Source organism: Flagellimonas sp. 2504JD4-2, from assembly GCF_053642935.1.
In genome coordinates, this window is the sequence record NZ_JBSIOV010000002.1 from 666,138 (window position 1) to 692,702 (window position 26,565).

The 26,565-nt window shown below is 40.9% G+C and carries 22 protein-coding genes; 14 read left to right on the forward strand and 8 right to left on the reverse strand.

All coding sequences use genetic code 11. The features are described from left to right. The first annotated feature begins 441 nt into the window (after positions 1 to 441). The 9 genes from ACULLH_RS09685 to ACULLH_RS09725 all read left to right on the forward strand — a co-directional run bounded on the left by ACULLH_RS09685 (position 442) and on the right by ACULLH_RS09725 (position 15,443). Positions 442 to 3,264 carry a hypothetical protein gene (locus tag ACULLH_RS09685; RefSeq protein ID WP_454088542.1) on the forward strand — a complete coding sequence of 941 codons (2,823 nt, stop codon included), beginning with the start codon at positions 442 to 444 and terminating at the stop codon, positions 3,262 to 3,264. A gap of 139 nt (positions 3,265 to 3,403) precedes the next feature. Then, on the forward strand, positions 3,404 to 5,503 hold the full coding sequence (locus ACULLH_RS09690; RefSeq protein WP_454088543.1) for a family 20 glycosylhydrolase: 2,100 nt from the start codon (positions 3,404 to 3,406) through the stop codon (positions 5,501 to 5,503). A gap of 13 nt (positions 5,504 to 5,516) precedes the next feature. Then, positions 5,517 to 6,350 carry a glycoside hydrolase family 16 protein gene (locus tag ACULLH_RS09695; protein ID WP_454088544.1) on the forward strand — a complete coding sequence of 278 codons (834 nt, stop codon included), beginning with the start codon at positions 5,517 to 5,519 and terminating at the stop codon, positions 6,348 to 6,350. 13 nt (positions 6,351 to 6,363) lie between these two features. Continuing rightward, positions 6,364 to 7,548 carry a cellulase family glycosylhydrolase gene (locus tag ACULLH_RS09700; protein ID WP_454088545.1) on the forward strand — a complete coding sequence of 395 codons (1,185 nt, stop codon included), beginning with the start codon at positions 6,364 to 6,366 and terminating at the stop codon, positions 7,546 to 7,548. A gap of 261 nt (positions 7,549 to 7,809) precedes the next feature. Next, a complete protein-coding gene (gene fucP / locus ACULLH_RS09705; RefSeq protein WP_454088546.1) occupies positions 7,810 to 9,141 on the forward strand; it encodes an L-fucose:H+ symporter permease in 1,332 nt (443 codons plus the stop codon). A gap of 155 nt (positions 9,142 to 9,296) precedes the next feature. Further along, positions 9,297 to 10,550 (forward strand): DUF6786 family protein, encoded by a 1,254-nt coding sequence (locus tag ACULLH_RS09710; protein ID WP_454088547.1) that lies wholly within the window; start codon positions 9,297 to 9,299, stop codon positions 10,548 to 10,550. Between the two features lie 46 nt (positions 10,551 to 10,596). Further along, a complete protein-coding gene (locus ACULLH_RS09715) occupies positions 10,597 to 11,433 on the forward strand; it encodes a fumarylacetoacetate hydrolase family protein (protein WP_454088548.1) in 837 nt (278 codons plus the stop codon). A gap of 5 nt (positions 11,434 to 11,438) precedes the next feature. Then, complete coding sequence (locus tag ACULLH_RS09720; RefSeq protein WP_454088549.1) at positions 11,439 to 12,920, forward strand: alpha-L-fucosidase; 1,482 nt, start codon at positions 11,439 to 11,441, stop codon at positions 12,918 to 12,920. Between the two features lie 21 nt (positions 12,921 to 12,941). Continuing rightward, positions 12,942 to 15,443 carry a glycoside hydrolase family 95 protein gene (locus tag ACULLH_RS09725; RefSeq protein ID WP_454088550.1) on the forward strand — a complete coding sequence of 834 codons (2,502 nt, stop codon included), beginning with the start codon at positions 12,942 to 12,944 and terminating at the stop codon, positions 15,441 to 15,443. Positions 15,444 to 15,455: 12 nt separating this feature from the next. On the opposite strand, the gene ACULLH_RS09730 is transcribed toward ACULLH_RS09725, so the two are convergent. From ACULLH_RS09730 to ACULLH_RS09755, 6 genes are all read right to left on the reverse strand, one after another. Further along, positions 15,456 to 16,073 (reverse strand): hypothetical protein, encoded by a 618-nt coding sequence (locus ACULLH_RS09730; protein ID WP_454088551.1) that lies wholly within the window; start codon positions 16,071 to 16,073, stop codon positions 15,456 to 15,458. Positions 16,074 to 16,173: 100 nt separating this feature from the next. Then, positions 16,174 to 16,449 carry an ATP-dependent Clp protease adaptor ClpS gene (locus ACULLH_RS09735; protein ID WP_454088552.1) on the reverse strand — a complete coding sequence of 92 codons (276 nt, stop codon included), beginning with the start codon at positions 16,447 to 16,449 and terminating at the stop codon, positions 16,174 to 16,176. 20 nt (positions 16,450 to 16,469) lie between these two features. Beyond that, complete coding sequence (gene prmA / locus ACULLH_RS09740; protein WP_454088553.1) at positions 16,470 to 17,297, reverse strand: 50S ribosomal protein L11 methyltransferase; 828 nt, start codon at positions 17,295 to 17,297, stop codon at positions 16,470 to 16,472. A gap of 13 nt (positions 17,298 to 17,310) precedes the next feature. Next, complete coding sequence (tpiA, locus tag ACULLH_RS09745) at positions 17,311 to 18,060, reverse strand: triose-phosphate isomerase (RefSeq protein ID WP_454088554.1); 750 nt, start codon at positions 18,058 to 18,060, stop codon at positions 17,311 to 17,313. A 255-nt stretch (positions 18,061 to 18,315) separates the two neighbouring features. After that, on the reverse strand, positions 18,316 to 19,410 hold the full coding sequence (locus ACULLH_RS09750; RefSeq protein WP_454088555.1) for a BT_3928 family protein: 1,095 nt from the start codon (positions 19,408 to 19,410) through the stop codon (positions 18,316 to 18,318). Next, entirely contained in the window at positions 19,407 to 19,958 is a 552-nt protein-coding gene (locus tag ACULLH_RS09755; RefSeq protein WP_454088556.1) for a DUF1599 domain-containing protein, read from the reverse strand. The genes ACULLH_RS09750 and ACULLH_RS09755 overlap by 4 nt, the downstream gene beginning before the upstream one ends. A gap of 96 nt (positions 19,959 to 20,054) precedes the next feature. On the opposite strand from ACULLH_RS09755, the gene folP reads away from it, so the two are divergent. Genes folP through ACULLH_RS09770 form a run of 3 tightly spaced genes read left to right on the forward strand, consistent with a single transcriptional unit; the run spans position 20,055 to position 22,484 of the window. Then, entirely contained in the window at positions 20,055 to 20,888 is an 834-nt protein-coding gene (gene folP, locus ACULLH_RS09760) for a dihydropteroate synthase (RefSeq protein ID WP_454088557.1), read from the forward strand. Positions 20,889 to 20,932: 44 nt separating this feature from the next. After that, positions 20,933 to 21,718 (forward strand): diadenylate cyclase CdaA, encoded by a 786-nt coding sequence (gene cdaA, locus ACULLH_RS09765; RefSeq protein ID WP_454088558.1) that lies wholly within the window; start codon positions 20,933 to 20,935, stop codon positions 21,716 to 21,718. Between the two features lies 1 nt (position 21,719). Continuing rightward, positions 21,720 to 22,484 (forward strand): DUF3667 domain-containing protein, encoded by a 765-nt coding sequence (locus ACULLH_RS09770; RefSeq protein ID WP_454088559.1) that lies wholly within the window; start codon positions 21,720 to 21,722, stop codon positions 22,482 to 22,484. On the opposite strand, the gene ACULLH_RS09775 is transcribed toward ACULLH_RS09770, so the two are convergent. Both ACULLH_RS09775 and truA read right to left on the reverse strand, forming a co-directional pair. After that, positions 22,485 to 24,257 carry an ABC transporter ATP-binding protein gene (locus ACULLH_RS09775; protein WP_454088560.1) on the reverse strand — a complete coding sequence of 591 codons (1,773 nt, stop codon included), beginning with the start codon at positions 24,255 to 24,257 and terminating at the stop codon, positions 22,485 to 22,487. Continuing rightward, entirely contained in the window at positions 24,244 to 24,996 is a 753-nt protein-coding gene (gene truA / locus ACULLH_RS09780) for a tRNA pseudouridine(38-40) synthase TruA (RefSeq protein ID WP_454088561.1), read from the reverse strand. Before truA ends, ACULLH_RS09775 begins: the two co-directional genes overlap by 14 nt. 88 nt (positions 24,997 to 25,084) lie before the next feature. On the opposite strand from truA, the gene ACULLH_RS09785 reads away from it, so the two are divergent. Together ACULLH_RS09785 and ACULLH_RS09790 are read left to right on the forward strand one after the other, a co-directional pair. Further along, the gene (locus tag ACULLH_RS09785; protein WP_454088562.1) at positions 25,085 to 25,579 is read left to right on the forward strand and encodes a metallophosphoesterase family protein; all 495 of its coding nucleotides are present in this window, start codon (positions 25,085 to 25,087) and stop codon (positions 25,577 to 25,579) included. Between the two features lie 69 nt (positions 25,580 to 25,648). Next, the gene (locus ACULLH_RS09790; protein WP_454088563.1) at positions 25,649 to 26,539 is read left to right on the forward strand and encodes an MBL fold metallo-hydrolase; all 891 of its coding nucleotides are present in this window, start codon (positions 25,649 to 25,651) and stop codon (positions 26,537 to 26,539) included. Positions 26,540 to 26,565 lie beyond the last annotated feature (26 nt).

Consider the following 26,565-nt stretch of genomic DNA (forward strand, 5'->3'; position numbering starts at 1 on the left):
CAATTCTAAAACACCTCTCCATCCAGCTTTTTTTTCCTAAAGAGTATCAGAATTAGACCACAAATAATACTTTAAATCAATTTGAGGCAAAAAAAGTATCAGAGTATGTTTAACTTTTTGTAGATAGCTATTTCTATCTGAACTAAATTAGTTTCACCTAAATAACTAACCCTTCTTTTTTGAAGTTGGGGGTTAAACCAATAATAACCAAACTACCAATGAAGAAAGTGGATTCAATCTTAAAAAGTTATTTCAATGCTACCACATAGATTGAAATAACTTTGAATCCATTTTGAACCTGGATAGAAGTTGGCGAAATTAGATTCCCATCTAGTGAAGCACCGTTATCGTTTTATTCTTTTTTTTCAAATCTATGGGGATTAATGCACATCCGTAAACAACTTTAATAATTCCAATATCAATGCCCTCAACCGACACCCTATGAAAGCTACTAGTTATTTTTCCATAACACTGACAATCCTGACTTTTCTATTCAATGCAAAAAATGCTTCTGCACAAACCGATTGGTTATTGGATGGTTCGTCATACAAAGCTGAAGTCAAACTGTCGGACAAAGAAATTGAAATGTCCAATGGTCTTGTGAGACGGGTTTTTCGAATAACTCCCAATGCGGCTACGGTACGACTGGATAATCTAATTACCGGTGAATCATTGTTAAGAGGAATTAAACCTGAGGCCATTGTTAAAGTTAATGGGATCAACTATGAGGTCGGTGGTTTAAAAGGGCAGCCCAACTACGCCTTCCTTAAGCACGAATGGTTGGAGGATTTGACCGCTGACCCCGCTTCGATGCAATATATGGGATATGAAATAGGTGAATCAAAGGCTCCTTTTGAATGGAAGCGGGTCAGAAACTACACCAAGGGTTCTGAATGGCCGCCCAAGGGTATACATCTTCGTATGGATTACAAAATGCCCGAATCCCAAAATCTATTGGCTGGAGATGCCTTACTTCCAAGTTCCTATGGCAGGAACGCCCTATATCAAACAGACTTTAATAGTCTCGATGCTATTTGGAATACCACATTTTCCGAAACCCATGAACGTTCATCATTTCAAAACGAAGGTAAAATAGGGGAAATATACACCCTTGCCAATACGTCAGTGTATGCGGAGAAAAAATTGGACAACGACGTAAAAATTGTTGAGGCCACTTTTAATGTAGGTACGGATAAAAGCAAGGTGTATGGCCCTGGTATCACCTTGGTCTGGCCTAACAGAACCGTAAAGTTTTATTTGCGCCCAGGGGGCAATAGTTATGACGACGGAGTAGCCATGTTCGGTTTATGGGATGGTCAAAAGGAAAACAAAGCAGCCGGTGGACGTCAAGCGTTGGACTTGACCAAACCCTGGAAACTCCGCTATCGCATCACGGATAAAGCAGTTTTTTGTGAGGCACGGCCCGAGGGTGGGGACTGGAGGACCATTGAAGCATTGAAACCGTTCGATTCCATGCCGTCACTAGTAAGAATTGGTAAAACCAATGCTAAAGGTGAGGGTATCGACAATAAAGAGCAGTTGGGAGAACTGGTAAGAATGCAGGTCATTGATTATGCAGAATATGGGGGCCTTTCTAAAAATAATGCATCAGGATTCGATCAAGAGGCGATTACCCTATCGGTTCATTATGAACTATACGATGGAATTCCCGTATTTGCTAAATGGCTGACTCTCAAAAACAATAGTAATGCGGACGTTATGGTGGATAAATTCACTAGTGAGATTATCGCCGCAGTAGAATACGGGTCCGCAGTGGAAACCCGGGAATTCAATGTCCCGACACCGAACATCCATGTGGAGACCGATTATGCTTTTTCCAGTTTTAATGTCGAGGATGCCAACCATCATGCGGTGAGGTGGTTGCCAGACCCGGATTATCATACCCAGGTAAATTACCTCCGTGTTACCCCCTGCCTCTTGAACGTTGGACCAGAAGTCGGACCTGCCAAAACCGTTGCGCCTGGTGAAACTTTTAAAACCTTCAGGACCTTTGTAATGCCCAAAGACAGTTATGACAGGGAAAGAAAAGGTTTGGCCCTACGAAGAATGTACCGTACCCTGGCACCATGGACCACCGAGAATCCGCTAATGATGCATGCTCGCTTTGCAGACTGGGAACGAGTGAAAACCGCTATTGACCAAGCTTCTGAAGCTGGATTTGAAATGGTAATTCTGACTTTTGGGAGCGGATTCAATATTGAAGATGACAGTCAAGAATATCTGGCCAAAATGAAAAAATATGCCGATTATGCCAAAAGTAAAGGCGTTGAAATTGGTGGATATTCCCTTCTTGCTTCTCGAAGAATAGGAGGAGGTCATGATGTAATTATGCCTCCTGGCCAACGTCCTACTTTTGGCAATTCACCATGTATTGAAAGCGAATGGGGACGGGAATATTTTAAAAAGCTCTATAATTTCTACGACAAAACCGGATTTGCTCTACTAGAACACGATGGCTCGTATCCCGGAGACGTCTGCACCTCTCAAGATCATCCAGGCCATAAAGGCTTTGAAGATTCGCGCTGGGAACAATATGAAACCATCTCACAATTCTATCAGTGGTGTCGCGCAAATGGAATCTATCTCAACATCCCTGATTATTATTATATGACAGGAGGAAATAAATGCGGAATGGGATATCGAGAAGTCAATTGGAGTCTTCCCCGCAACCAGCAGCTCATCCATACACGTCAAAATATTTATGACGGAGCATGGCAAAAAACACCTTCCATGGGTTGGATGTTTGTTCCTCTAACAGAATATCATGGAGGCGGGGCTGCGGCAACCATTGAACCCCTTAAGGAACACCTCCCCCATTATGAAATGATGATGGTAAGCAATCTTGGAGCAGGTGTACAAGCGTGTTACCGTGGACCAAGGCTATATGATTCCAATGAAACCAAATCCATGGTTTCCAGAGTGGTAAAATGGTATAAAAAGCACAGAGAAGTGCTCGAAGGTGATATTATCCATTTACGTAGGGCTGATGGCAGGGATATCGATTATTGGTTAAGTGTAAATCCACAGGGTGAAGAAAAAGGGATGCTGATGGTCTATAATCCTACCGATAAAGAAATTACGAAAACCATCGAGGTACCATTATACTATACGGGTCTTTCGGACAAAACCCAAGTGCAAACAGAAGATGGAAGAACCCAAAATTATTCCTTGGACAGGGATTATTCCATACCATTGGAAATTACCGTCAATCCCAATAGTTATACCTGGGCAGTAATTAAATAGCATTCATAGAACCGTAAACCCTAAAAAAACAGATCCTTCAAAAAATGTGCGCAATAAAACAAATTGTGTTATCGTACACATTTTTACATTCTTTTTCATATCTTGTTCGGGTTGAATCATGATTTCAAAACAAAACCATATGAAAATCCAAAGAACAATCGCCTATATATTTTTAATTGCAGTCCTAAATGCCTGTGGATTCCAAGCAGAAAAAAAGCCCGGAGATTTCGAGATTCTTCCCTGTCCCCAAGAGTTTGAAATCACGGGAATTAGCGATTTAAAAGTGGACCAATTACAGTTGGCCTTTTCCGAAAAAGATAGTCCATTACCTATTTTGGGTGATGCTTTAGATCATCTTAGTCAAGCGGACAAAAAATCTGACGCACAATTAACTTATTGGATTGATGAGACACTTGATATTCCCGCGGAAGGCTATTTTTTAGAAATTCAGGAAGATCAAATAATATTAACTGGGAAGGACAAAGCGGGGCTTTTCTATGCTTTCAAAACCCTTGAACAAATAGCAACGGATGCCACGGATCAGGATGTTTATCTACCGCTATGCACAATCAAAGACTTTCCCCTGCTCTCCTACCGCTCTGTTCATCTGGATATTAAACATCATTTGGAAAAAACGGACTATTACTACCAGTTGATTGATAAGTTATCCAGTTATAAAGTCAACGCAATCATTGCAGAAGTAGAGGATAAAATCAAGTTTGAGCGTCATCCCAAAATTGGTTCTGCCGATGCGCTAACCAAAAAAGAATGGCAAAAACTATCAGCTTATGCGCAAGAACGAAACATAGAAATCAGCCCGCTTATGCAAGGATTGGGTCATTCTTCATTTGTGCTAAAACATGATGAGTACAAACATCTTCGAGATGACCCATCAAGTGATTGGGCCTACAATCCGTTAGATCCTGAAACCTATAAAGTACAGTTTGATCTCTATGAAGAAGCCATGGAAGCGACCCCAAATGGTAAATACCTACATATTGGTGGCGATGAGGTACATACCACGGGAAGAGGAAGCGGGAAGTCCGCCTTGGAGTTACAATTACAGTGGTTGAGCAAAGTATGCCAATTTGCCAAAGAACACGATCGTATTCCAATTTTTTGGGATGATATGCCGCTAAAGCATGCAGAAGTATACCACCCCATGTTCAATACCGAGATAAGTAAAGAAGAAGTGGATAAGATTTGGGAAGCAAACGAACATAAGTTGGTTGAATTTTTGGATCAGTTTCCCAAAAATTGCATTTACATGCGCTGGAACTACCATTCCCCTGAAACTTATGGCAACAGTAAAGCCATGGACTGGTTCAGCAATAATGGTCTTCAGGTAATGGGTGCCACAGCAGGGCAGACTAGATGGGTTTTGATGCCACAGCGAGAAAGCAATATTGCCAATATCAAGTCCTTCGCGCTTTCTTCCATAGCAAGTGGATTGGACGGACTTTTGCTAACGCTCTGGGATGATGATTCACCACATTTTGAACTTTATATGAGAGGTATTCTTGCCTTTTCCGAATATACTTGGGCAGGTAATAAACGTACCAAAGATGAGTTGAAATTGGCCTATCTTCATAGGGAGTTTTCGGATGCCGCCTCTAATGAGCAATCTGGATTTATTGACCTTTTGGAAAGTCCTGTTGGCAATTGGAAAAATTTGTTGTTGGAAGGAAATAGCCGCAATCATTTAATGAGTACTCCAAATGCCATGGAAAAATTGGTCATTGCTATGCCAGATGCCAATGAACCAGGAAAATGGGCTGAAAAGTATGCGGAACGAATCAAGGAAGCACAAGAGACTGTAGCTGTTTGTGATACCATTGGGGCCAAAATTGAGCACTTGAAATCCGTTGCCAAAAGAAATACCTTCAATCTGGAAATCTATGAGCAAGTAAACAATTTGGTGCGGTACAGCAATCAAGCCTTATTGCAATTGAACAAGTATGATCAAGCCAATGACGACCTGCAGCGTAAGGAGACTCTGGAAGGGTTATCAAAACTAAAACAGCAATTCAGCGAACTTCGCCAAACATTTGAGACCACTTATGGAAAAACCAGGATCCTTACCAAACCGGATGATTACATCCTAGACCAGGATCATCATGTGCACTTGGCCAATCAATCCTTATCTTTTGACTGGCAGTTCAGTGCAGAACTTTTATTTCTTCAGAAGTTGGAAGAAAATATCATTGAAAAAGTTACGCATTCCACTATTAAAGACTAACCTTAGGTGCAGTATGAAAAGAATATTTTTGACCATAATATTATGTACGGGTTTGACCTATTTCAGCTGCAAACCAACCCAAAACCTTGACTCGGGCCCTGACATTTATGTTCAAAAAGAACATCGCTATAACAAAAAGTGGAAGGTGGTATGGGAAGATCACTTTAGTTCCCCCAAACTTGATGATAGTAAATGGACCAAAATCCCTCAAGGCAAATCGGATTGGAATGATCAAATGACCGATAAGGATGCTAGGTGTTTTGATTGGAAAGATGGAAAACTCTATTTGATCGGGATAAAAAACACGGATACCTTAAAGGACCCTAGACCCCATCTTACCGGTGGAATCTATACCAAAGGCAAGTTTGCATTCCAATATGGTAAAATTGAAATTCATGCTAAACTAGAATCTGCGCAAGGAGCCTGGCCTGCCATGTGGATGCTCTCAGAACAGCGGAAATATGGAAAATATCCCAGAAATGGAGAAATAGATATCATGGAACATCTCAATTTTGATGATGTCTTTTATCAAACCACACATTCCTACTATACCTTGGAATTGAAACAAAAGGAAAATCCGCAATACTATAGCACCACCAAATTCAATACCGATGAATTCAACACCTTTGGGTTGGAATGGTATCCCGATAAATTGGTGTATACCCTTAATGGAAAACCGACCTTCACATATCCTAAGGTCGAAGGTGTAGATCCTTCACAATGGCCTTTTGACCAACCATTTTATATTTTAATTGACCAGCAATTGGGCGGTTCATGGGTCGGAGATGTAAATCTTGAACAGCTTCCGGTCAACATGATTATTGATTGGGTAAAAGTTTATCAATAAAATGTCATCCCATATGAGCATAAAATCAAAATACATCGGAAAAGTCACTTCAATCCTGTTCTTAGTATTTCTTGTGTTATCCTGCAATACAAAAAGAAAAGACAATACCACAGAGGGAACAGCCGAAGCAGTTGCCGAATCAAGACCTATGGGGCAATGGACCATGGAACGGGCAAATGCATGGTACAATGAACTCGATTGGCTTGTCGGTTGCAATTTTGCGCCCTCCAATGCCATAAATCAGCTGGAAATGTGGCAAAAGGACACTTTTTCTCCTGCACTAATTGATAAAGAATTGGGCTGGGCCGAGGATTTGGGGTTTAATACACTAAGGGTATTTCTACATTACCTTCCATGGAAAGAGGACAAAGTCGGCTTTTATGAAAGGGTGGATCAATTTTTGGCTATATGCTCAAAACATAACATACGGGTGATGCTTATTTTCTTTGATGATGTATGGCATCCCAATCCAAAACCAGGAATTCAGCCGGAACCAACACAAGGGGTCCATAATTCTGGATGGGTGCAAAGTCCCGGAATAGAAATCTTGAAAAATCTGGCTCCCTATGAAGCTGATTTAAAAGCCTATGTTCAGCAGACCATGGTGCGCTACGCCGAGGACGACAGGGTGTTGATTTGGGATTTGTACAACGAACCTGCCAATCCCAATCAGGCCAGTTACGGTGAAAATGAGTTAGAAAACAAGATGGACTATTCATTGGTCCTTCTTCAAAAAGCTTTTGGATGGGCAAGGGAGATCAACCCTAGTCAACCCATTTGTTCAGATGTTTGGCGCGCGGGACATTTAGACCTGAACAAAATGGATGCTATCGATAAGTTCTGTTACGAGAACTCCGATGTGATCAATTTCCATTCGTATTACGGACCTGAGACCACAGAAAAGATGGTAGAAATGTTATCTGCCTCAGGTCGACCTTTAATCTGCACCGAATATATGGCTCGGACTGCAGGTTCTACCTTCGAAACCATTCTACCTATATTCAAAAAACATAAGGTTGCTGCCTATAACTGGGGGTTGGTCAACGGTAAGAGCAACACCATCTACCCGTGGAGCAGTTGGGAAAGTCCCTTTACCAATGAGCCAGAGGTATGGTTCCATGACATTTTTAGGGAAGATGGGGCTCCTTTTTCCGAAGATGAGGCAGTGTTTATTAAGACCATAATCAGTCAAAACTAGGGATCGGAAGAAGCCGGATTATTTCAAACGCAACAGTTTTGAAACTTTGTTTTTCTAAATCGATTATTGCATTAAGGCATAAAAACTTGTTGCTGATTTTCCATTTTTTTTAAATGATGCATTTTTCAGCAAAAAAAGTATCAATTGATGTCATTTTAGTAATGGCTAAATGCTGCGATAACCAATAGATTTGTTAGATGCCTATTTTCCATTGCATCCAATTCATCGGGATAGGCCAAATAACTAAATCAGACTACTATTATGGAAAGCAACAACGCCACGGTTGTAAAAAAAGAGATACTCTTACCCTTTATTCTTATCACCTCGCTTTTTGCACTATGGGGATTTGCCAATGACATCACTAATCCGATGGTCTCGGCGTTTAAAAAAATACTGGAACTGAACAACACACAGGCATCCTGGGTACAGGCAGCTTTTTATGGCGGATATTTTACCATGGCGCTGCCCGCGGCTTATGTTGTTAAAAGATTTTCATACAAGACAGGCATTTTGGTAGGGTTGGCATTGTATGCTGCCGGGGCGCTGCTTTTCTATCCAGCTGCAGCCAAGGAAAACTACTTTTTCTTTCTAATGGCATTGTACATTTTAACCTTTGGATTAGCATTTTTAGAAACCACTGCCAACCCTTTCATAATGTCAATGGGGTCTGAAGAGACCGCAACAAGAAGATTGAACTTAGCACAGGCCTTTAATCCCATCGGTGCTTTATCCGGCCTCTTTGTTGCACAAACTTTTATTCTTGGCGCATTACAATCTGATGATGTGGATGCCGATGGCAACAGTATATATGAAACACTTTCAGCATCTGCCAAAGCTGTGGTTAAAACCTCTGATCTGGCGGTAATTCGTGATCCATATGTAGGCTTAGGTCTGTTTGTGCTGCTAATGGGGGTTATCATCGCCTTGGTAAAAATGCCAGAAAAGAAAGAATCGAATGCTGCTGTCGACATGTGGGCCTCTATCAAAAGAATTTTCAAAAGGGGTCATTTTACTGGCGGGGTTATTGCACAAACGTTCTACGTAGGGGCACAAATTATGTGCTGGACATATATTTATCAATATGCTGAAAACATCGGTATCAATAACCAAGATGCTGTTAACTATGCTTATACCGCCCTTGGTATTTTCCTGTTGGCCAGGTTCATTTTCACCTATTTATTGAAGTATATCAATTCGGGAAAACTCATGTTGATTTTATCTTCAATGGCCATCATGTTTTGCTTGGGCACCATTTTCTTGCAGGGCATGCCAGGACTATACAGTTTGGTTATGGTTTCCTTTTGTATGTCGCTAATGTTCCCGACCATTTATGGAATTGCCTTAAATGGTCTTGGAGACGATGCCAAAACAGGTTCGGCATTCCTGATAATGGCCATTGTTGGTGGTGCCTTTATGCCCATATTCCAAGGGATGATTTTGGACATTGGTGGATCAGGTTATGATGATGTTCGAATTCTTGGTACGCCAGAGGTGAATTTTTCTTTTGTACTACCAATGCTATGTTTTGTAGTCACCTTGCTTTATGGTTATAGTACTTTAAGAAAATCAAAAAGAATTAAGCTCAACGCATAAATCAACCTGAAGTTAGGCGGAGATATGTGACGTACGCACTGGAAACTTTGATTATTTCCACTGCGTATAGCTTGAAGCCGAAAACTTATGCTCATTCATAAGATTTATATACAATTGAATCAAACAAAAGTATTTTAACCTCGAATTGATCGCATATGAAAGTTACGTACAAAGCCAAATTGTTCTTTGCACTCCCCTTGCTATTGATTTGTGTAACCAACTGTAAGAATAGAACAAGTGAGGCCGAACCAAAGGTTGAGACTTTTGAAAAGGGAACGTTCGGGCATGATGCCATGTTTATTAAAAAACATTTCCCGAACAGTTTTATCCTTTCCAATGGAGAAAACAAGATTTTGATTACCCCTGAGCTCCAAGGACGCATAATGACAAGTTCTTTTGCAGGAGATAAGGGGACTAGTTTTGGATGGATAAACCATGATTACATTAAGTCTGGCAAGACAAACCATCAATTTAACCCCTTTGGTGGTGAGGAGCGGTTTTGGGTCGGACCCGAAGGAGGCCAATTCTCCATTTATTTTAAGCCAGGTTCAAGCTTTGATTTTGAAAACTGGAAAGTTCCAGACGCAATCGATACAGAAAACTTCGAGTTAATCCAAAGGACCGACACCGAAGCTTCATTTCAAAAAGAAACGCAATTCACCAATCACTCCGATCAGAATTTTCAGCTTAAGATTGAGAGAACCATCAGATTATTAAACAGTATACATGTAACAGAAGCGTTGAATATTGCTTTGCCTACAGATGTTGATGTGGTTGGATTTGAAAGCAAGAATTCCATTATCAACACCGGAAATACCGTTTGGAGCAAAGAAACCGGCCTGTTGTCTATTTGGATACTCAGTATGTTTAAACCAGGTGATAAGACGGTGGTCGTTGTACCATTCAAGACAGGAGAAGAAAGTAATCTTGGTAAAATTGTTACTGATGATTACTTCGGGAAAGTACCTTCGGACAGATTGAAGGTTGCCGATAGTGTACTTTTTTTTAAGGCAGATGGCAAAAAAAGAAGCAAAATTGGGCTCTCCCCCAAAAGGTCACTGCCCGTAATGGGAAGCTATGACCCGGACAACAATGTTTTGTCCATTGCCCAGTTCACTTTGGAAGAAAATCAATTTGATTACGTAAATTCCTTATGGAAAATCCAAGAGCATCCCTTTTCAGGTGATGCGATAAACTCGTATAATGATGGACCCTTGGATAATGGTGACCAATTAGGGCCATTCTATGAGCTTGAAAGCTCCTCAAGAGCTGCTGAATTAGGCCCGACCGAAACCCTTACGCACTATCATAGAACTTTTCATTTCACTGGAGATGAAGAAAAGTTGAATGCACTGAGTATTAGCTTGCTCCATACATCATTACATGAAATCAAGAATGCTTTTGACTAGAGGTCTGTTCGACAGTATTTATGATCTACTATAAAGTTTGAAATCAATGAAAGTATACAAAACCACAAAAGGTATCATCATAGAAAAGCAAGGCAGCTTCTACAAATCAAAGACCCAAGATTGGACCGCTTTGATGAACCGAACGCATCTCCATAGCACCTTGTCTTCGGAGATTGAGCATCAAGAACCAAGTACTACCTTGGACACTTCGACCATAGTTGCTCCCATCGAGAACCAGGAAATATGGGCTTCCGGGGTTACCTATATGCGAAGTCGGGAAGCTCGAATGGAGGAATCCAAAAAAGCAGGCGGTGACACTTTTTATGATAAAGTCTACGAAGCCGAAAGACCTGAACTTTTCTTTAAAGCTTTGGCGAATCGAACTGTGGGGACCCATGATTTTGTAAACATCAGAAAAGACTCAAAATGGGATGTCCCCGAACCAGAACTCACGCTTTGGATAAGTTCTGAAGCAACCATTGAAGGCTATACCATTGGTAACGATATGAGTTCCCGAAGCATAGAAGGAGAGAATCCATTGTACCTGCCCCAAGCCAAAGTGTTTGAGCGATGCGCCGGATTGGGTCCTTGTGTATATGTTCCAGAAAAACCGATTGACCCAAACACTATTATCGAATTGGAAATTCAAAGGAACGACCAGCAGGTGTTTTATGGTAAGATCCCTATCAGCAACATGAAACGGAGCCACATCGAATTGGTTGGTTTTCTTTTCAGGGAATGTGATTTCCCTACCGGATGTTTTCTTATGACCGGAACCGGATTAGTACCGCCAGATGATTTTACGCTGCAGCCCAAGGATGAAATAAAAATTACAATAGAACATATAGGCACCTTGATCAACATTGTTGCCCAAAAACAATAGTTATTATGAAATACATGTCCCGCATTCAAAAATTATTAATCATAATTGCCTTGGTAGTTGTTGCTAAACAAGCCAATGCCCAGCAGTACGAAGCCAATTGGGAGTCTTTGGACAAGCGTCCGGTTGCCGATTGGTTCGAAGATGCCAAGTTTGGAATTTTCATTCATTGGGGTCCTTATTCCGTCCCCGCCTGGTCTCCAAAAGGAACCTATTCGGAATGGTACCAATACTGGATGCAGAGCAAAGCGCTTTTCGGTAATGGTAATTTTAAAGGAGATGAGGTATACCAATTCCACAAAAAGACCTATGGTGACCATTTCGATTATTACGAGTTTGCCGATAAGTTCTCCGCAGATCTCTACGATCCCACGGAATGGGCGCAACTTTTTGAAGATTCAGGTGCCAAATATGTTGTGTTGACGTCCAAACACCACGATGGTTTTACCCTTTGGCCCAATGAACAGGCCAATGACAGGGGGTTCGCTTGGAACAGCATGGAAACTGGTGCAAAGCGGGATTTGGCAGGAGAGCTTTCAGATGCTGTAAAAAAGACGAGCGTAAAAATGGGCTTTTACTATTCCCTTTATGAATGGTATCATCCATGGTGGCAGAACGACAAAGAGCGTTTTGTAAAGGACCATTTCCATCCACAATTTAAAGACCTAGTGGAAAAATACCAGCCTGATCTGCTTTGGGGTGACGGGGAATGGGACATGGAGTATGAAAAATGGAAAACTCCAGAACTCATGGCATGGTTGTTCAATGAATCCAGTGTCAAGGACAAAGTGGTTATCAATGACCGTTGGGGCAAGGGCATTCGCCAAAAACATGGAGGATACTATACCACTGAATATGAGGCCGGGAAAACTTTTGACAAGCCTTGGGAAGAATGCAGAGGAATGGGCTTTTCCTTCGGATATAACCAAAATGAAGATGCCTCGGATTATAACAGCACTCGAACCTTATTGTTAATGCTTGTTGATATTGTCAGCAATGGCGGTAACCTGTTATTGGATATTGGACCCGATGGCAGGGGTAGCATCCCTCCTATTATGCAACAAAGGCTGTTGGAAATGGGTGAATGGCTTAAAATCAATGGAGATGCCATTTATGACACACGCAAATGGAAAACACCCATTCAGTGGTCGGCCGGGGATAGAAAATTTAAGAAAAGTACACACTATCTGGGTGGAGATTATATTTTGAAACAGACTGTTGATCCAGATCCCGGTAAGGCAGCCAAAGAATTGTTTTTCACAAGTAAAGGTGATGATGTATTTGCCATATCCCCAAAGTTTCCCAAGGACAAACTCATTATTAAAGGGGTAAAACCTACCAAAAATACCACGGTCCAACTTTTAGGCCATAATGGTAATTTAAACTATGATTATAAAAATGGGGAGCTAACCATAGAGGTGCCCAGTTTGACTTATGATGAATTGCCCTGCCAGCATGCATGGAGCTTTAAAATCAGTAATGTTAAATAATATGGTCATCAACCTCTAAAAATGTATGCTAGTGAAGCCAAGGAAATGGTGAATATTACCGTGTACAATTTTGAACACTATGACACCAATATTGGTGATTTCAGAAAAAAAAAGAAAGCGAATGCTTCAAGCATTGAGCAAAGAATAATTCTAGAACGTATTAGCATTTCATTCATGTCAACCAAAACACTTCAACTATCAAACCTGCATAAATTCATATGCCTCGCAGCGATTATTTTGATGGGAGGGCATCAAATCACGGCCCAAACATCGGATAACCTTAAACTTTGGTACAAACGACCTGCGGCCAATTGGAACGAAGCTTTACCTGTTGGAAATGGTAGCATCGGTGCCATGGTTTTTGGCGGAATACAGGAGGAACGAATCCAGATCAATGAGGAAACCATTTGGACCAAGGGTGATGAATACAAAGACCGAATTGGAGCCCATAAATATATTGATGAAATCAGGGCCCTGCTCTTTGTAGGCAAGTATACCGAAGCTGAAAAACTATATACAGAACAGGTACTGACCCCCAGATTACCCTCAAACACCAATACCTACCAAACGCTGGGAGACATAACACTCACATTTGATGGCATCGAAAATGCATCCGACTATTATAGGGACCTTGATATTACCAATGCGACAAGCAATACACGGTATAGTGCCAATGGCGTCACCTATAGCCGAACAGTATTTTCCAGTGCGGTGGACAAAGCCCTTGTCGTAAAAACCAATGCTAGTGAACCTGGGAAAATCAACTGCACTGTTGGTTTGAGCAGACCTGGGGATGGAGAAAAGCTTGCTGTACGGGATAACATGCTCATAATGACCCAACATCTGAGTGATGGAAAGGGTGTTAAATATGAAGCACGATTGCAGGTCATGGCCAAATCCGGGTCAATCGAGGTCATCGATAATCAATTTGTCGTTAAGAATGCAGATGAATTGGAACTACGATTGGTTGTGGGCACTGATTTTCGAAAAAAAGACCCAGCTCAATTATGCGATGAAACGATTCAGAAACTTAATGGTCGTAGCTATGAAAAAATACTGTCCGACCACATAACGGAGTATCAATCATACTTTAATCGAGTGAAGCTGGAAATCCTTCCATCCGCAGCTGCTGGTTTCGCCACCGACGAGCGCGTTGATGCACAAAAAAGAGGGGTAAACGACCCTTCACTGGCCTCATTGTATTTTCAGTTCGGAAGATATTTGCTCATTAGTAGCTCTCGTCCTGGAAGTCTGCCAGCCAATCTGCAAGGTATCTGGGCAGATGGACTTACACCGCCATGGAATTCCGATTATCATATCAACATTAATATTCAAATGAATTATTGGCCATCGGAGATAACCAATCTCTCCGAACTTCATTTACCATTTTTGGAGTTTATAGCGGGCCTGCGAGAGAAAGGACGTCAAACGGCCAAGAACGTTTACGACATGAAGGGCTTTGTAGCACATCACACTACGGATGTTTGGCAGTTTACCAACCCAAATGGCAAACCAGAATGGGGTGCTTGGCCCATGGGAGCCGCTTGGAGTGCCACACATTATTGGGAACATTACTTGTTTACCGAAGACAAAGCTTTTCTCAAAGATTTGGGATATCCCGTTATGAAGGAAGCAGCAGCGTTTTTGTCTGATTTCTTGGTCGAAAATCCCAAAACCGGAATGTTGGTCACTGGTCCTTCCATGTCGCCAGAAAATAAATTCTTTACGCCAGACGGTGGTAGTGCTTCTTTGGTTATGGGACCAGCTATGGATTTGCAGATTGTCCGCCATCTATTTAACGGAACCATATCCGCATCCAAAGTCCTCGGAATCGATAAAAAATTCAGAAAAAAACTGGAACAACAATTATCCAATCTTACACCGTCCAAAATAGGCAAGGATGGAAGAATTTTGGAATGGTCCGATGAGCGTTTGAAGGAAGTTTGGCCGGGACACCGACATATTTCCCATTTATACGGGCTTCATCCTTCAAACGAGTTTAATTGGAACGATAGTCCCGAATATATGGAAGCGGCCAAAAAAGTGATACAGGCCCGCTTAAAAGAAGGTGGTGGGCACACAGGTTGGAGCAAGGGCTGGATCATGAATTTCTATGCCCGCCTGTTGAATGGAGACAAAGTCTGGGAAAATTTGGTCGATCTATGGGCCCATAAAACCTATCCCAACTTGTTTGACGACCACCCTCCTTTCCAAATAGATGGAAATTTTGGTGCAACCGCGGCCTTGGCAGAAATTTTGGTGCAATCCCATGCCGGAGAGGTGAGCCTATTACCAGCGCTTCCGAAAGTTTTGGCCACAGGTAAAGTTTCCGGATTAATGGCTAGAGGCGGTTTTCAGGTGGATATTGATTGGCAAGATGGAAAGATTAAAACTGCTATCATCCATTCCAAATTGGGTAACAAACTAAAAGTTCGGTATGGTGCTATTGTCAAGGATTTTGATATTGAAAAGGGGAGGTCAATAGAACTCAACGAAAAACTGGAGATTGTGCGAACATTTTAGGTCCGCCAACCCTTAATTGGCGTCAGAGCTTTTCTGTAGGGAGTCAATAATCATTTGGGTGCGCTCCAATTCAGATTTCAGTTTTTCGTTTTCCTGGATGTACTCGGCACGCACTTGTTCCAATTTTCTCTCGAATTCATCGGCTGGAACATATTCCGGTTTGAGCAGGGAATTGTAAATCAAGCTAAAAAGTGTGAAAGCAAAGCTTATTCCGATTGCGGAAATCAAAACAATCAATAATGTCTTTTCTCTTTTGTTTTTCCCTGAATTCTTTTGAGATATTTTCCCTTCATCCCTGGATATTTTAGCACTTGGGGCAAGCTGGTTCAACAAGGTATCCCATTTTTCCTCTTCCTTAACATGCATGTCCTTAAATCCGCCAGCATTCAAAAATTGCTGCGTATTCTTTGTAGAGGCCAGCATAAAGATTTCAACGCCATTGCCGCCCATGATATCCAACAATCCAGCATCGTAATCTTGGATTTCCTTAATCAATTTTTCAACAAAATCATGACTATAATTTGGACGCAGAAATTCGTCGTACAGGGTTCTGACCTCAAAATAGTCCCTACGGTCCAAGGCATATTTTAGAAAACGGTCTTTTAATTCTGCTCTAAAAAATTCGCCCATTTTCTTTTAAAGAATAAATCGTTTGTATTACCGCTACCGGTTGCAAAAGTAGTCTTAAAATGAAAAGGAAGGGTTAATCGAATATTATGTATAAAATCAATTAAACGATCTCAGCGCTGAGGCCGGCTTCCAAAAGTTTGGAACATCTGGGTTTAAGGTAAGAGTATTCCCCTGTTTTTACGGTACATTTTCCATTGTAATGTACTATCAGCGAGCATTGTTCCGCCTGTTCTGGGGTATGGTCACATACTTTGATCAACGTATCAATAACATGATCAAATGTATTGACGTCGTCATTGAAAAGGACTATTTCATTCTGTTTTAAAACCTCTTCCTCTAAAAGTAGCTCCTCCGATACTTTCTCCTTGATACCCATGATTGTGGAATTAATCAATTCTAATTTACATATTTTGCCGAAACCCAATTGTTCTTTTCCAACTTTTTTGCAAATTTTAACCCATATTCCCCACATTTTGAAGAGATTACATCCAAATCCTGGATGTAAAATCCGCTTAGAAAGAGTTCCCCTCCTTCATTCAGGCATTTCGAATAGATGGGAATATCGTCCAACAAAATATTCCGATTGATATTGGCCAGGATAATATCATATTTCTTTTCCGCGAGCAAACTACTTTCCCCTTGATAAACGGCTATTTTGCCACAATGGTTCCGTTCCACATTCTCTTTGGAATTCAAAAAACACCATTCGTCGATATCAATGGCATCCAATCTTTCTGCTCCCCTCATTTCCGCCAAGATTGCCAAAACCCCAGTGCCACATCCCATATCCAACACCGATTTCTTATCAAAATCAGAATTCAAAATATGCTTTAACATCATATAGGTGGTTTCGTGGTGACCTGTTCCAAAGCTCATCTTTGGTTCTATGACAATGTCATATTCCACTTCTTTGGACTCATGGAAAGGAGCCCTAACAACACATCTATCACCGACCGTTATGGGATGAAAGTTCTTTTCCCATTCAGCATTCCAATTTTGTTGTTCAATTTCTTTGCTGGACCAAGTTATTTTGAAGTCAGGGTGTTGTAAAATATACAAACTGTCCAGAGTGGTTTCTTGCCATTCAGTCTTGAGCACATAGGCCAACACCCCGGTATCATTTTCCACAAAACTTTCAAAACCAATTTCTCCTAGTTCTGCAATTAAAATATCGGTTGCAGGTTGTAAAGGATTGACTTTGAAGTTGTATTCGATGTAGGTCACACTAAATCAGATATTAGATGGCCTTGATGATGGCAATAAAGTCATCCGCGTTTAGCGAAGCGCCACCGATAAGACCACCATCTACATCCGGTTTTGAGAAAATGTCGGATGCATTGGCTGGTTTTACACTTCCTCCATATAGAATGGAAACGACGTTAGCAATGGAATCGTTATAAGCCTCAGCAATTGTTTTTCTGATAAAAGCGTGCATTTCTTGGGCTTGTTCAGGACTTGCAGTTTCACCCGTTCCGATCGCCCAAACAGGTTCGTAGGCCAAAACTATATTTTTCCATGCCGCCTGATCCAAATCGAAAAGGGCGTTTTTTAATTGACTTTCGACCACGGAAAAGTGATTTCCAGATTTTCTTTCATCCAGCTCTTCCCCAAAACAGAAAATAACGGTCATTTCCTTATCCAAGGCAGTTTTTACCTTTTTCGCCAAAAGGTCATCGGTTTCTCCAAAAAGCGAACGCCTTTCCGAGTGTCCGAGAATTACTGTATCTACATGAATATTTAAAAGCATATCCGCAGAAATTTCCCCGGTGTAAGCTCCATTATCTGCAAAGTGCATATTTTGCGCTGCAACTTGAATTGTGGACGATTGCAAACTCCGTTGTGCTTGCGCCAAGTTGACAAAAGTTGGAGCTACTATAACTTCAGCGTGCGTATCAGGAAGCTTAGCGGAAAGTTCAGACAACAATGCTTCCGTTTCCTCAAGATTCTTGTTCATTTTCCAGTTACCAGCAACTATTTGGGTTCTCATTGTTCTTGTTATTTAGTTATTCTGTTTGGTGTTATTTATAACTTTCAATTATTTTTTTTGAATTTTATTCCTTTAATTTCAGAATTGCGAAGGTAGTACATAAAAGCTCCAATTTTATTGATTTCTAGATCAGTATCTTGAAATAATTCTTCTACGAATTGACATATTTCTCTGGAAACTTTCCAAACCTCTAACTCCTCAAAACTGTCAACCCTTCCCATATCATATCACTTTAAAACAGAAAAACCACAAACACTAAAACTTTAGCTCGTCTAGATCATTATAATGGACTTTCTGCAAAATTGTGCCCTTTTCCAAGACCAAAACCGCAGGATTGGACCGAACTATGGTCTTCAAAGTGGTTTCATCGGTAAAATAGAAATCGAAGTCCAACCCATATTCCGATTTGATTTGATTGGCTCTGTCATTGCTAGACGCAGACATTCCAATGACGGTATATCCCTTTTCCTTTGCTTTTGAGGTGGCTTTGGCAACATCTGAAAAAGCACCATAATTACTCTTTGCCAGGTCATAAGCAATTACCATGACCAATTTATCTTCCTCCAAAAGGGAAGAAGCCCTATCCTCACCACCCTTTTCGATGGTAAAATCATGAATGGGAGGTTCATATCCTTTTTGAATTTCGGTGGTTTCGACACCCATAAACTCGCCATCTACTTGTGGATACTCTCCGTTAGTGACCACAATTTTGTCTTCTCCATTAACTTTAAATTGCCATGCGTATTCGTATACGGGCTTTGGAGCATTTTCAGGTACGCTCATCCCCTCTTGAATATTTGCTCCGATCTTATAGGGTCTGAAATCTACCGATGGCAAATGATTGAGCACTTGATTTGCAAATAGGATACACGCCACCAGGGAGACCCCAGCGATAATCCAATTGGTCTTTAGATTGAACAAGGGGGTGATATATTTTTGGCCGTAAAACAAAATCAGTATCAGCACCAATAAAATCACATCTTTGGTGAAAGATTCCCATGGGGTCAGTTTCACGGCATCCCCGAAACAACCACAGTCCGTCACTTTGTTGAAATAAGCCGAATAAAAGGTAAGAAACGTAAAAAAGATAATCATTGCTAACAGGCTCCAAATAGTAAATTTTGGTTTAAACCCAATCAACAAAAGCACTCCCAAAATTACCTCAACTATGACAACAAAAATGGAAATTGCCAATGCCAAAGGCATCAAGAATGGCAAATCCAGTACCCCTTGGCTAAAATATTCTTCCAATTTGAAGGAGAACCCAACAGGATCATTCAGTTTGATGAGTCCACTTATGATGAATAAGACTCCAACAAAAATTCTAGAAATCCACACTAAATATTTCATACTTCTTGGGAATTTTCACTCATATGAATAAGTGCAAAAACAGCATAATTAACCATATCTTGATAGTTGGCATCTATACCCTCACTCACTAAAGTGGCTCCTTGATTATCTTCTATCTGCTTTACCCGAAGTAGTTTCTGAAGTATTAGATCGGTCAAGGAACTTACGCGCATATCACGCCAAGCCTCACCATAATCATGGTTCTTGTTCTCCATCAACTCCTTGGTCATCGCTACTTCTTTGTCGTAAAGCTCAACGGCTTCATCTGCAGAAAGGTCTGGTTGCTCTACTACGCCCTTTTTCAGTTGGATCAAAGCCATGATAGAATAATTGATGATTCCGATAAACTCAGATCGCTCACCTTCATCAACCTTACGGACCTCATTTTCCTGTAAACTTCGTATCCGCTGCGCTTTAATAAAAATCTGGTCGGTCAGTGATGGAAGCCTCAGTATCCGCCAAGCGGTACCATAATCTTTGGCTTTCTTTAAAAACAGTTCCCGACAGGTGTTGATCACTTCATCATATTGCTGGGAGGTGTGCTGCATGTATTCTTGCTAATTTGCGTAAATTTCGTCCAAACTACGGTGCCCTGCGGAACACCGTGCCAAAGATAATCAAACCCATCAAAGCACATATTCTTTATGACCATAAACTGTAAAGGAACCCTTGTTGATCTTACGACACCCAAAATTATGGGTATTTTGAATCTTACCCCCGATTCTTTTTATGACGGAGGGAAGTTTAAAGATGAAGCCAACATACTAAGGCAAGTGGAAAAAATGCTCTCTGATGGTGCTACTTTTATAGATATGGGCGCTTACAGTTCAAGACCGGGGGCCGAGCATGTCATCGAAGATCAAGAATTGAAACGATTGTTTCCCATATTGGAGCTTATTCTAAAGAACTTTCCCGAAACATTGATTTCCATAGATACTTTTAGAAGCAAGGTAGCATCCGAAAGTATACAACGAGGTGCTTCTTTGATCAATGATATTTCCGCAGGAAATTTGGATGCCCAAATGTTTGCTACAGTTGCCAAATATCAAGTTCCCTACATTATGATGCACCTAAAGGGCACTCCTCAATCCATGCAGAAAAAGGCGGTTTACAATGATTTGATCAAAGATCTTCGATTGTACTTCTCTGAAAAAATTGTAGAAGCCACGGCACATAAAATCAACGACCTGATCATTGATCCCGGTTTTGGTTTCGCCAAGACTACGGAACAAAACTATACCCTTTTAAACCATCTAGATCTTTTTAAAACATTTGAACTTCCCTTATTGATTGGCCTTAGCCGAAAATCGATGATTTATAAAGTTCTGGATTCATCCCCGAAGGAAGCTCTGAACGGGACCACGGCACTGCACGCAGTAGCATTGTTGAAAGGCGCCAATATTTTAAGGGTACACGACGTTAAAGAAGCACAGGAGTGTGCAAAGCTTATTGAAGCATTGAAAGCCAATGCCCTCTAATTTTTGGTTCTTCTATTTTTGCTAATTTTACAAAAACACCGCGGTTGGATTTTCTAAATTTTCTTGAATTCAAAATCACAGATGTCATAGACATTGTGCTTGTGGCCGCCCTACTCTACTACATCTATAAGCTGGTCAAAGGTACCGTTGCCATCAATATTTTTATTGGCATCGTGATTGTTTGGGCACTTTGGAAATTGACCGAATTGCTGCAAATGAAAATGATAAGCAGCATGGTAGGTGGATTCATGAACATTGGATTGATCGCTTTAATCATAGTCTTTCAACAAGAAATTCGAAAGTTTCTGTTGATGATAGGTTCTACCAATTTTGCCTCCAAACGCAGTTTTATTAGACATTTTAAGTTTTTACGGCAGGAAGCAATGCCCAGTGACACCAATGTGGATGCGGTTGTAGCGGCATGCGAAAAAATGGGTTCTAACAAAACGGGAGCCATCATTGTCATGGAACGAACCAATTCTTTGGATTTTGTAAGGATAACTGGAGATAAAATGAATATTGAAATTACCCAACCCATTTTGGAAAGCATCTTTTTTAAGAATAGTCCATTGCATGATGGCGCCGCGATTATACAGGATAATTACATCACCGCCACTAGGGTCATCTTACCCGTATCCAATGATAGAAATATCCCCTTACGTTTTGGGTTACGTCATCGTGCGGCAGTTGGCATTACAGAAAAGACGGATGCCATTTGTTTGGTGGTCAGCGAGGAAACCGGGTCTATTTCTTATATAAAAAATGGAGAATTTGTTCCGTATAAAGGACTTGAGGAGTTGACCAATCTTTTGAAAAAGGACTTGGAATAATATGGAATGTAAAAACTGTGGAGCAACATTAAGGTCTGATTTTGGATATTGTCCCGCATGTGGAGCCAAGGTAGTGCGCAACCGACTTACTTTAAAAAATGTTTTCCAAGATTTAAGTTTTCAGGTGTTCAATTTGGACAACACCTTTATAAAAACCTTCCGACATCTGTTTTCAAAACCAGCAGATGTCATCGACACCTATATTTCAGGGACACGAAAAAGATATATGAATCCCATCAGCTATTTTGCCATAGCCATTACGTTGTCTGGGATTATGTTTTTTGTGCTGAGAAATCTCTACCGTGTAAACTTAACCAACAGTAGTTTTACAGATAATCAGCCAACCAACATGGAATTTATCTTTGACTACCAAGGTCTTTTGTCATATTTAATTATGCCAATATATGCTTTAATGACTTGGTTACTTTTTATGGACAAGAAAAAACTTAATTACACGGAACACCTTGTCACCAATGCCTACATTACCGGGCAAACCTCCTTTGTGCAGGTTATTGTATGCTTGCTTCTATTTGGAATTTTTGATATTCGGTACGATATCTTCAATTGGTCCTTCCTATTAGTGATTGTGATATACCAGTTTTATGTTTTGGGAAAAATTCACGAGACCAAATTTTTAAGCACTTTTTTACGGGGTTTAGCGTATTTGATTCTATTAGTTATCGTAATGCTATTAATAGGAATATTGGTTGTGCTAATTGCCCTTGTCTCAGGTCATATGACCATTGAGGATTTTAGACCAAAATAATCAGGCAACTTCCTCGGCAAGAAATTGGGCTTCGTACAAATCATTGTAGTATCCGCCTTTCTTAAGCAATGCTTGATGGGTGCCCATTTCAACAATCTGACCTGCATCCATCACAATAATCTTATCGGCTTTTTTAATGGTCGCCAAACGGTGGGCTATAATGATTGATGTCCTTCCCGCGGTTATCTTATCTGTTGCCTGTTGAATCAATTGTTCTGAATACGTATCTACCGAAGACGTGGCTTCATCCAGGATCAAAATGCTTGGATTGCTTACATAGGCCCTTAGGAAAGCTATAAGTTGACGTTGACCACTGGAGAGCATGCTTCCACGTTCTTTCACATTGTATTGATAAGCTCCTGGTAAACTTGAAATAAACTCGTGCACTCCAATCTGCTTGGCGGCAGCTTCAATATCCGAGAGGGTAACGGATTCATCCCGAAGCGATATGTTGTTGGCAATGGAATCGGCAAACAGGAATACATCCTGCAAAACAATCGCAATATGGGAACGCAGTGAGCTCAAGGTATACTCCTTAATATTGTGCCCATCGATTAAAATATCGCCTGAATTGATCTCGTAAAAACGATTCAATAAATTAATGATTGTTGATTTCCCAGCGCCCGTTGCTCCAACAATGGCGACCGTTTCTCCAGCATTTACTTTGAAGGAAATACCATGGAGTACTTCCTCATTCTCGATATATCCAAATCGAACATCCGTAAATTGAATGTTTCCTTTTACATCATCTTTTTGCAAGGTACCATTATCAGTAATCTGACTATCGGTATCCAGAATTTTGAATACCCTATTTGCCGCAACCATTCCCATCTGTAGGGTGTTGAATTTGTCCGCAATCTGACGAAGAGGGCGGAATAACAAATCCATCAAAAAGAAAAAGGCAAAAATGGAACCTGTGTCATTTAGGCCTACATTTTCAATGTTTTGGATAACCCCAAAGTACACGACCAGACCAATACCGATGGAATAGGAAATCTCTGCAATGGGAAAAAAGATGGAATTGTACCAAACCGTCTTTAACCATGCATTTTGATGCTTCTCATTGATTTTACGGAATTTTTCCTTTTCAATTTCCTCACGGTTGAACAATTGCACGATTTTCATTCCGGCAATGCGTTCCTGCACAAACGAATTTAAATTGGCAACCTGGGCACGAACCTCAATAAAAGCCACCTTCATTGCTTGTTGGAACAATCGTGTTGCAATTAAAATTATCGGAAGTATGGCAAATACGATCAAGGCTAATTTCCAGTTGATGTAGAGCATTACTGCTGCACCTGAGAGCATTTTGAGCATATCGGCCACGATCACAAAAAAGCCTTGACTGAATATTTCCCCAATCCGCTGCATATCAGCAACCGCCCTGGTCACCAAAACACCAATCGATGAATTATCAAAATAGGTCATTTTAAAACCCATCATCTTTTGGAACAAGCGTACCCGGATATCCTTGATGACCGATTCCCCTAACAGGTTTGCATAATAGTTGAAGGAAAGTTGACAAATTACCTGGCCGAACAGCACTCCCAGCATGACCAGCACTGTAATCAACAAAAGCTCACTGTCTTTATTGGAAAGTGCATCATTTATGATATTCCTCACCAGAATAGGGGTCAATACCGCAAAGGCAGCAGATAAAATAGCAACCACAGCAACCACCCAAAAGGTCACCCTATAGGGTTTGGTGTGCGCAAACACACGTTTGAACAAACTAAAATCAAACGCTTTACCTATCTCGTCATTGTTGCTCATTAAATATCTTTTTTGGGTAAGAGACCTTTGTCAAATATAATCCTTTTGCGGGTACAGAAACACCTGCTTTTTGCCGGTCCTTGCTTTCTAAAATAGCGTTGATTTCCTCAGGTTTCATTTTACCAAGCCCTACATCCAGCAAGGTGCCCACAACCGCTCGAACCATATTCCTCAAAAAACGATCAGCGGAAATCGTAAATACCAGTTTATCCTCTTTTACCTCCCAAATGGCCTTTCTAACGTCACAGATGAAGGTCTTTACATCTGTATTTGACTTGGAAAAGCATTCAAAATCTTCATGATCCAATAAATATTGGGCGGATTGGTTCATGGCATCAATATCCAAAGGATGTTTTACCAAATGCGCCGAATCCACATAAAATGGATTCTTCTCCTGTATTACCCAATATTCGTAGGTACGTTCCACAGCATCAAAACGGGCATGGCTCTCTGGAAGAACAGTATTTATTTTTCGTACAGCAATATCCTCTGGAAGAAAGGCATTCAATCTATAAACAAGATCTTCCGCATTCTCCAACGGACCGGAATCAAAATGGGCAAACATCTCCTTGGCATGTACTCCTGCATCAGTTCTACCGGCACCTACTACTTCGACATTTTCACGTAGCAAGGTTGAAAGTGCTTTCTCCAGTACCTCTTGGACAGTAATGGCGTTGGGTTGGTTTTGCCAGCCGTGATAGGCTTTTCCGAAATAAGAAAATTGGATAAAATATCTCAATTGGATCCCTTACTTTTAAGTTGTTAAAGATACTTTAATCCCACCCAATAGAAATCTTACTATAATTTTTTAGCATATTTTTAGCGTTATGACCAAAGTTTTACTGCTTTCAGACACCCATGGACATATGGATGATTCCATTCTAAAATATGCTGCCCAAGCCGATGAAATATGGCATGCTGGGGATATCGGCAAGCTTGAAATCACCGACAAATTGAGTGCATTGAAACCGGTCCGTGCCGTTTTTGGAAATATTGATGACCATATAATCCAAAGGGAGTTCCCGGAGCATAACCGTTTCTTCTGCGAAGGAGTTGATGTCTGGATCACGCATATTGGAGGTTATCCTGACAAATACAATGTCCGGGTACGAGATGAGATAAAAAGGAATCCCCCAAAACTGTTCATCTCAGGACATTCCCATATACTAAAGGTCATGAACGACAAAAAGCTGAAATTGCTCCATATGAATCCTGGTGCCTGTGGAAAACATGGCTTGCATCGTGTGCGAACAATGCTACGTTTTGTAATCGATGGAGAAAATATATCGGATTTAGAAGTCATTGAATTAGGGAAAAATTAAATGCGACACTCCTTTTTAATCATCCTCCTACTTTTGTCTGCCTGCAATAACCAAAACAAGCAGGGAGAAATGTCCGTAGATACCCAGGAGGTCCCAAGTACGGTTGCCCTTTACGTTTTGGGAACGGTACAGGATGCAGGAAGTCCCCATATTGATTGTCAAAGGGAATGCTGTTCTGCTCTGTTCGAAAATCCGGATCCAAATCGCAAAGTGGTTTCGCTGGGTGTTGTTGACCATGAAAATGGGAAATCGTTTCTTTTCGATGCCACTCCGGATATAACTTCGCAATTAAGGTTGCTAAAAAATTTTTCCGGAAAACCCAATGACCTTCCCGATGGTATCTTTTTGACCCACGCACATATTGGTCATTATACGGGATTGATGTATTTGGGGCGCGAAGCAAAAGGCGCGAACCAAGTTCCGGTGTATGCAATGCCCCAGATGAAATCTTTTTTGGAAACCAGCGGGCCTTGGGACCAACTGGTTATGTTAAACAACATCTCTCTTGAGGAGATTCAAAATGAAACACCGCTACAACTGACCTCCAACATTTCGGTTGTTCCCTTTTTAGTCCCGCATAGGGATGAATATTCAGAAACCGTGGGTTACCGAATTGTGGGCCCTAACAAATCCATGCTCTTTATTCCAGATATTGATAAATGGCATAAATGGGAAAAGAACATTCTGGAGGAAATCAAGAAGGTGGATTTTGCATTTTTGGATGCTTCCTTTTTTGATGAAAAGGAAATCAATAACCGGGATATCTCCGAAATACCACATCCTTTTGTGATTGAAAGCATGAAGCTTTTTGATGAACTCTCCAAAGAAGAAAAAGCGAAAGTCCATTTTATTCATCTCAATCATACCAACCCTTTGCTTAAACCAAAAAGCACGGAATCTAGGCTGGTTCAAATACAAGGTTTTAATGTCGCAAAGTTTCAGCAAGTATTTGAACTATAGCACAATGACCTCTACGTAAGAATTCT

What these genes read in the sequence shown, in the direction of transcription:
- ACULLH_RS09685 (WP_454088542.1), top strand. Translation starts at nt 442, where the DNA reads ATGAAAGCTACTAGTTATTTTTCCATAACACTGACAATCCTGACTTTT.
- ACULLH_RS09690 (WP_454088543.1), top strand. Translation starts at nt 3,404, where the DNA reads ATGAAAATCCAAAGAACAATCGCCTATATATTTTTAATTGCAGTCCTA.
- ACULLH_RS09695 (WP_454088544.1), top strand. Translation starts at nt 5,517, where the DNA reads ATGAAAAGAATATTTTTGACCATAATATTATGTACGGGTTTGACCTAT.
- ACULLH_RS09700 (WP_454088545.1), top strand. Translation starts at nt 6,364, where the DNA reads ATGAGCATAAAATCAAAATACATCGGAAAAGTCACTTCAATCCTGTTC.
- fucP (WP_454088546.1), top strand. Translation starts at nt 7,810, where the DNA reads ATGGAAAGCAACAACGCCACGGTTGTAAAAAAAGAGATACTCTTACCC.
- ACULLH_RS09710 (WP_454088547.1), top strand. Translation starts at nt 9,297, where the DNA reads ATGAAAGTTACGTACAAAGCCAAATTGTTCTTTGCACTCCCCTTGCTA.
- ACULLH_RS09715 (WP_454088548.1), top strand. Translation starts at nt 10,597, where the DNA reads ATGAAAGTATACAAAACCACAAAAGGTATCATCATAGAAAAGCAAGGC.
- ACULLH_RS09720 (WP_454088549.1), top strand. Translation starts at nt 11,439, where the DNA reads ATGAAATACATGTCCCGCATTCAAAAATTATTAATCATAATTGCCTTG.
- ACULLH_RS09725 (WP_454088550.1), top strand. Translation starts at nt 12,942, where the DNA reads ATGTATGCTAGTGAAGCCAAGGAAATGGTGAATATTACCGTGTACAAT.
- ACULLH_RS09730 (WP_454088551.1), bottom strand. Translation starts at nt 16,073, where the DNA reads ATGGGCGAATTTTTTAGAGCAGAATTAAAAGACCGTTTTCTAAAATAT.
- ACULLH_RS09735 (WP_454088552.1), bottom strand. Translation starts at nt 16,449, where the DNA reads ATGGGTATCAAGGAGAAAGTATCGGAGGAGCTACTTTTAGAGGAAGAG.
- tpiA (WP_454088554.1), bottom strand. Translation starts at nt 18,060, where the DNA reads ATGAGAACCCAAATAGTTGCTGGTAACTGGAAAATGAACAAGAATCTT.
- ACULLH_RS09750 (WP_454088555.1), bottom strand. Translation starts at nt 19,410, where the DNA reads ATGAAATATTTAGTGTGGATTTCTAGAATTTTTGTTGGAGTCTTATTC.
- ACULLH_RS09755 (WP_454088556.1), bottom strand. Translation starts at nt 19,958, where the DNA reads ATGCAGCACACCTCCCAGCAATATGATGAAGTGATCAACACCTGTCGG.
- folP (WP_454088557.1), top strand. Translation starts at nt 20,055, where the DNA reads ATGACCATAAACTGTAAAGGAACCCTTGTTGATCTTACGACACCCAAA.
- ACULLH_RS09770 (WP_454088559.1), top strand. Translation starts at nt 21,720, where the DNA reads ATGGAATGTAAAAACTGTGGAGCAACATTAAGGTCTGATTTTGGATAT.
- ACULLH_RS09775 (WP_454088560.1), bottom strand. Translation starts at nt 24,257, where the DNA reads ATGAGCAACAATGACGAGATAGGTAAAGCGTTTGATTTTAGTTTGTTC.
- ACULLH_RS09785 (WP_454088562.1), top strand. Translation starts at nt 25,085, where the DNA reads ATGACCAAAGTTTTACTGCTTTCAGACACCCATGGACATATGGATGAT.
- ACULLH_RS09790 (WP_454088563.1), top strand. Translation starts at nt 25,649, where the DNA reads ATGTCCGTAGATACCCAGGAGGTCCCAAGTACGGTTGCCCTTTACGTT.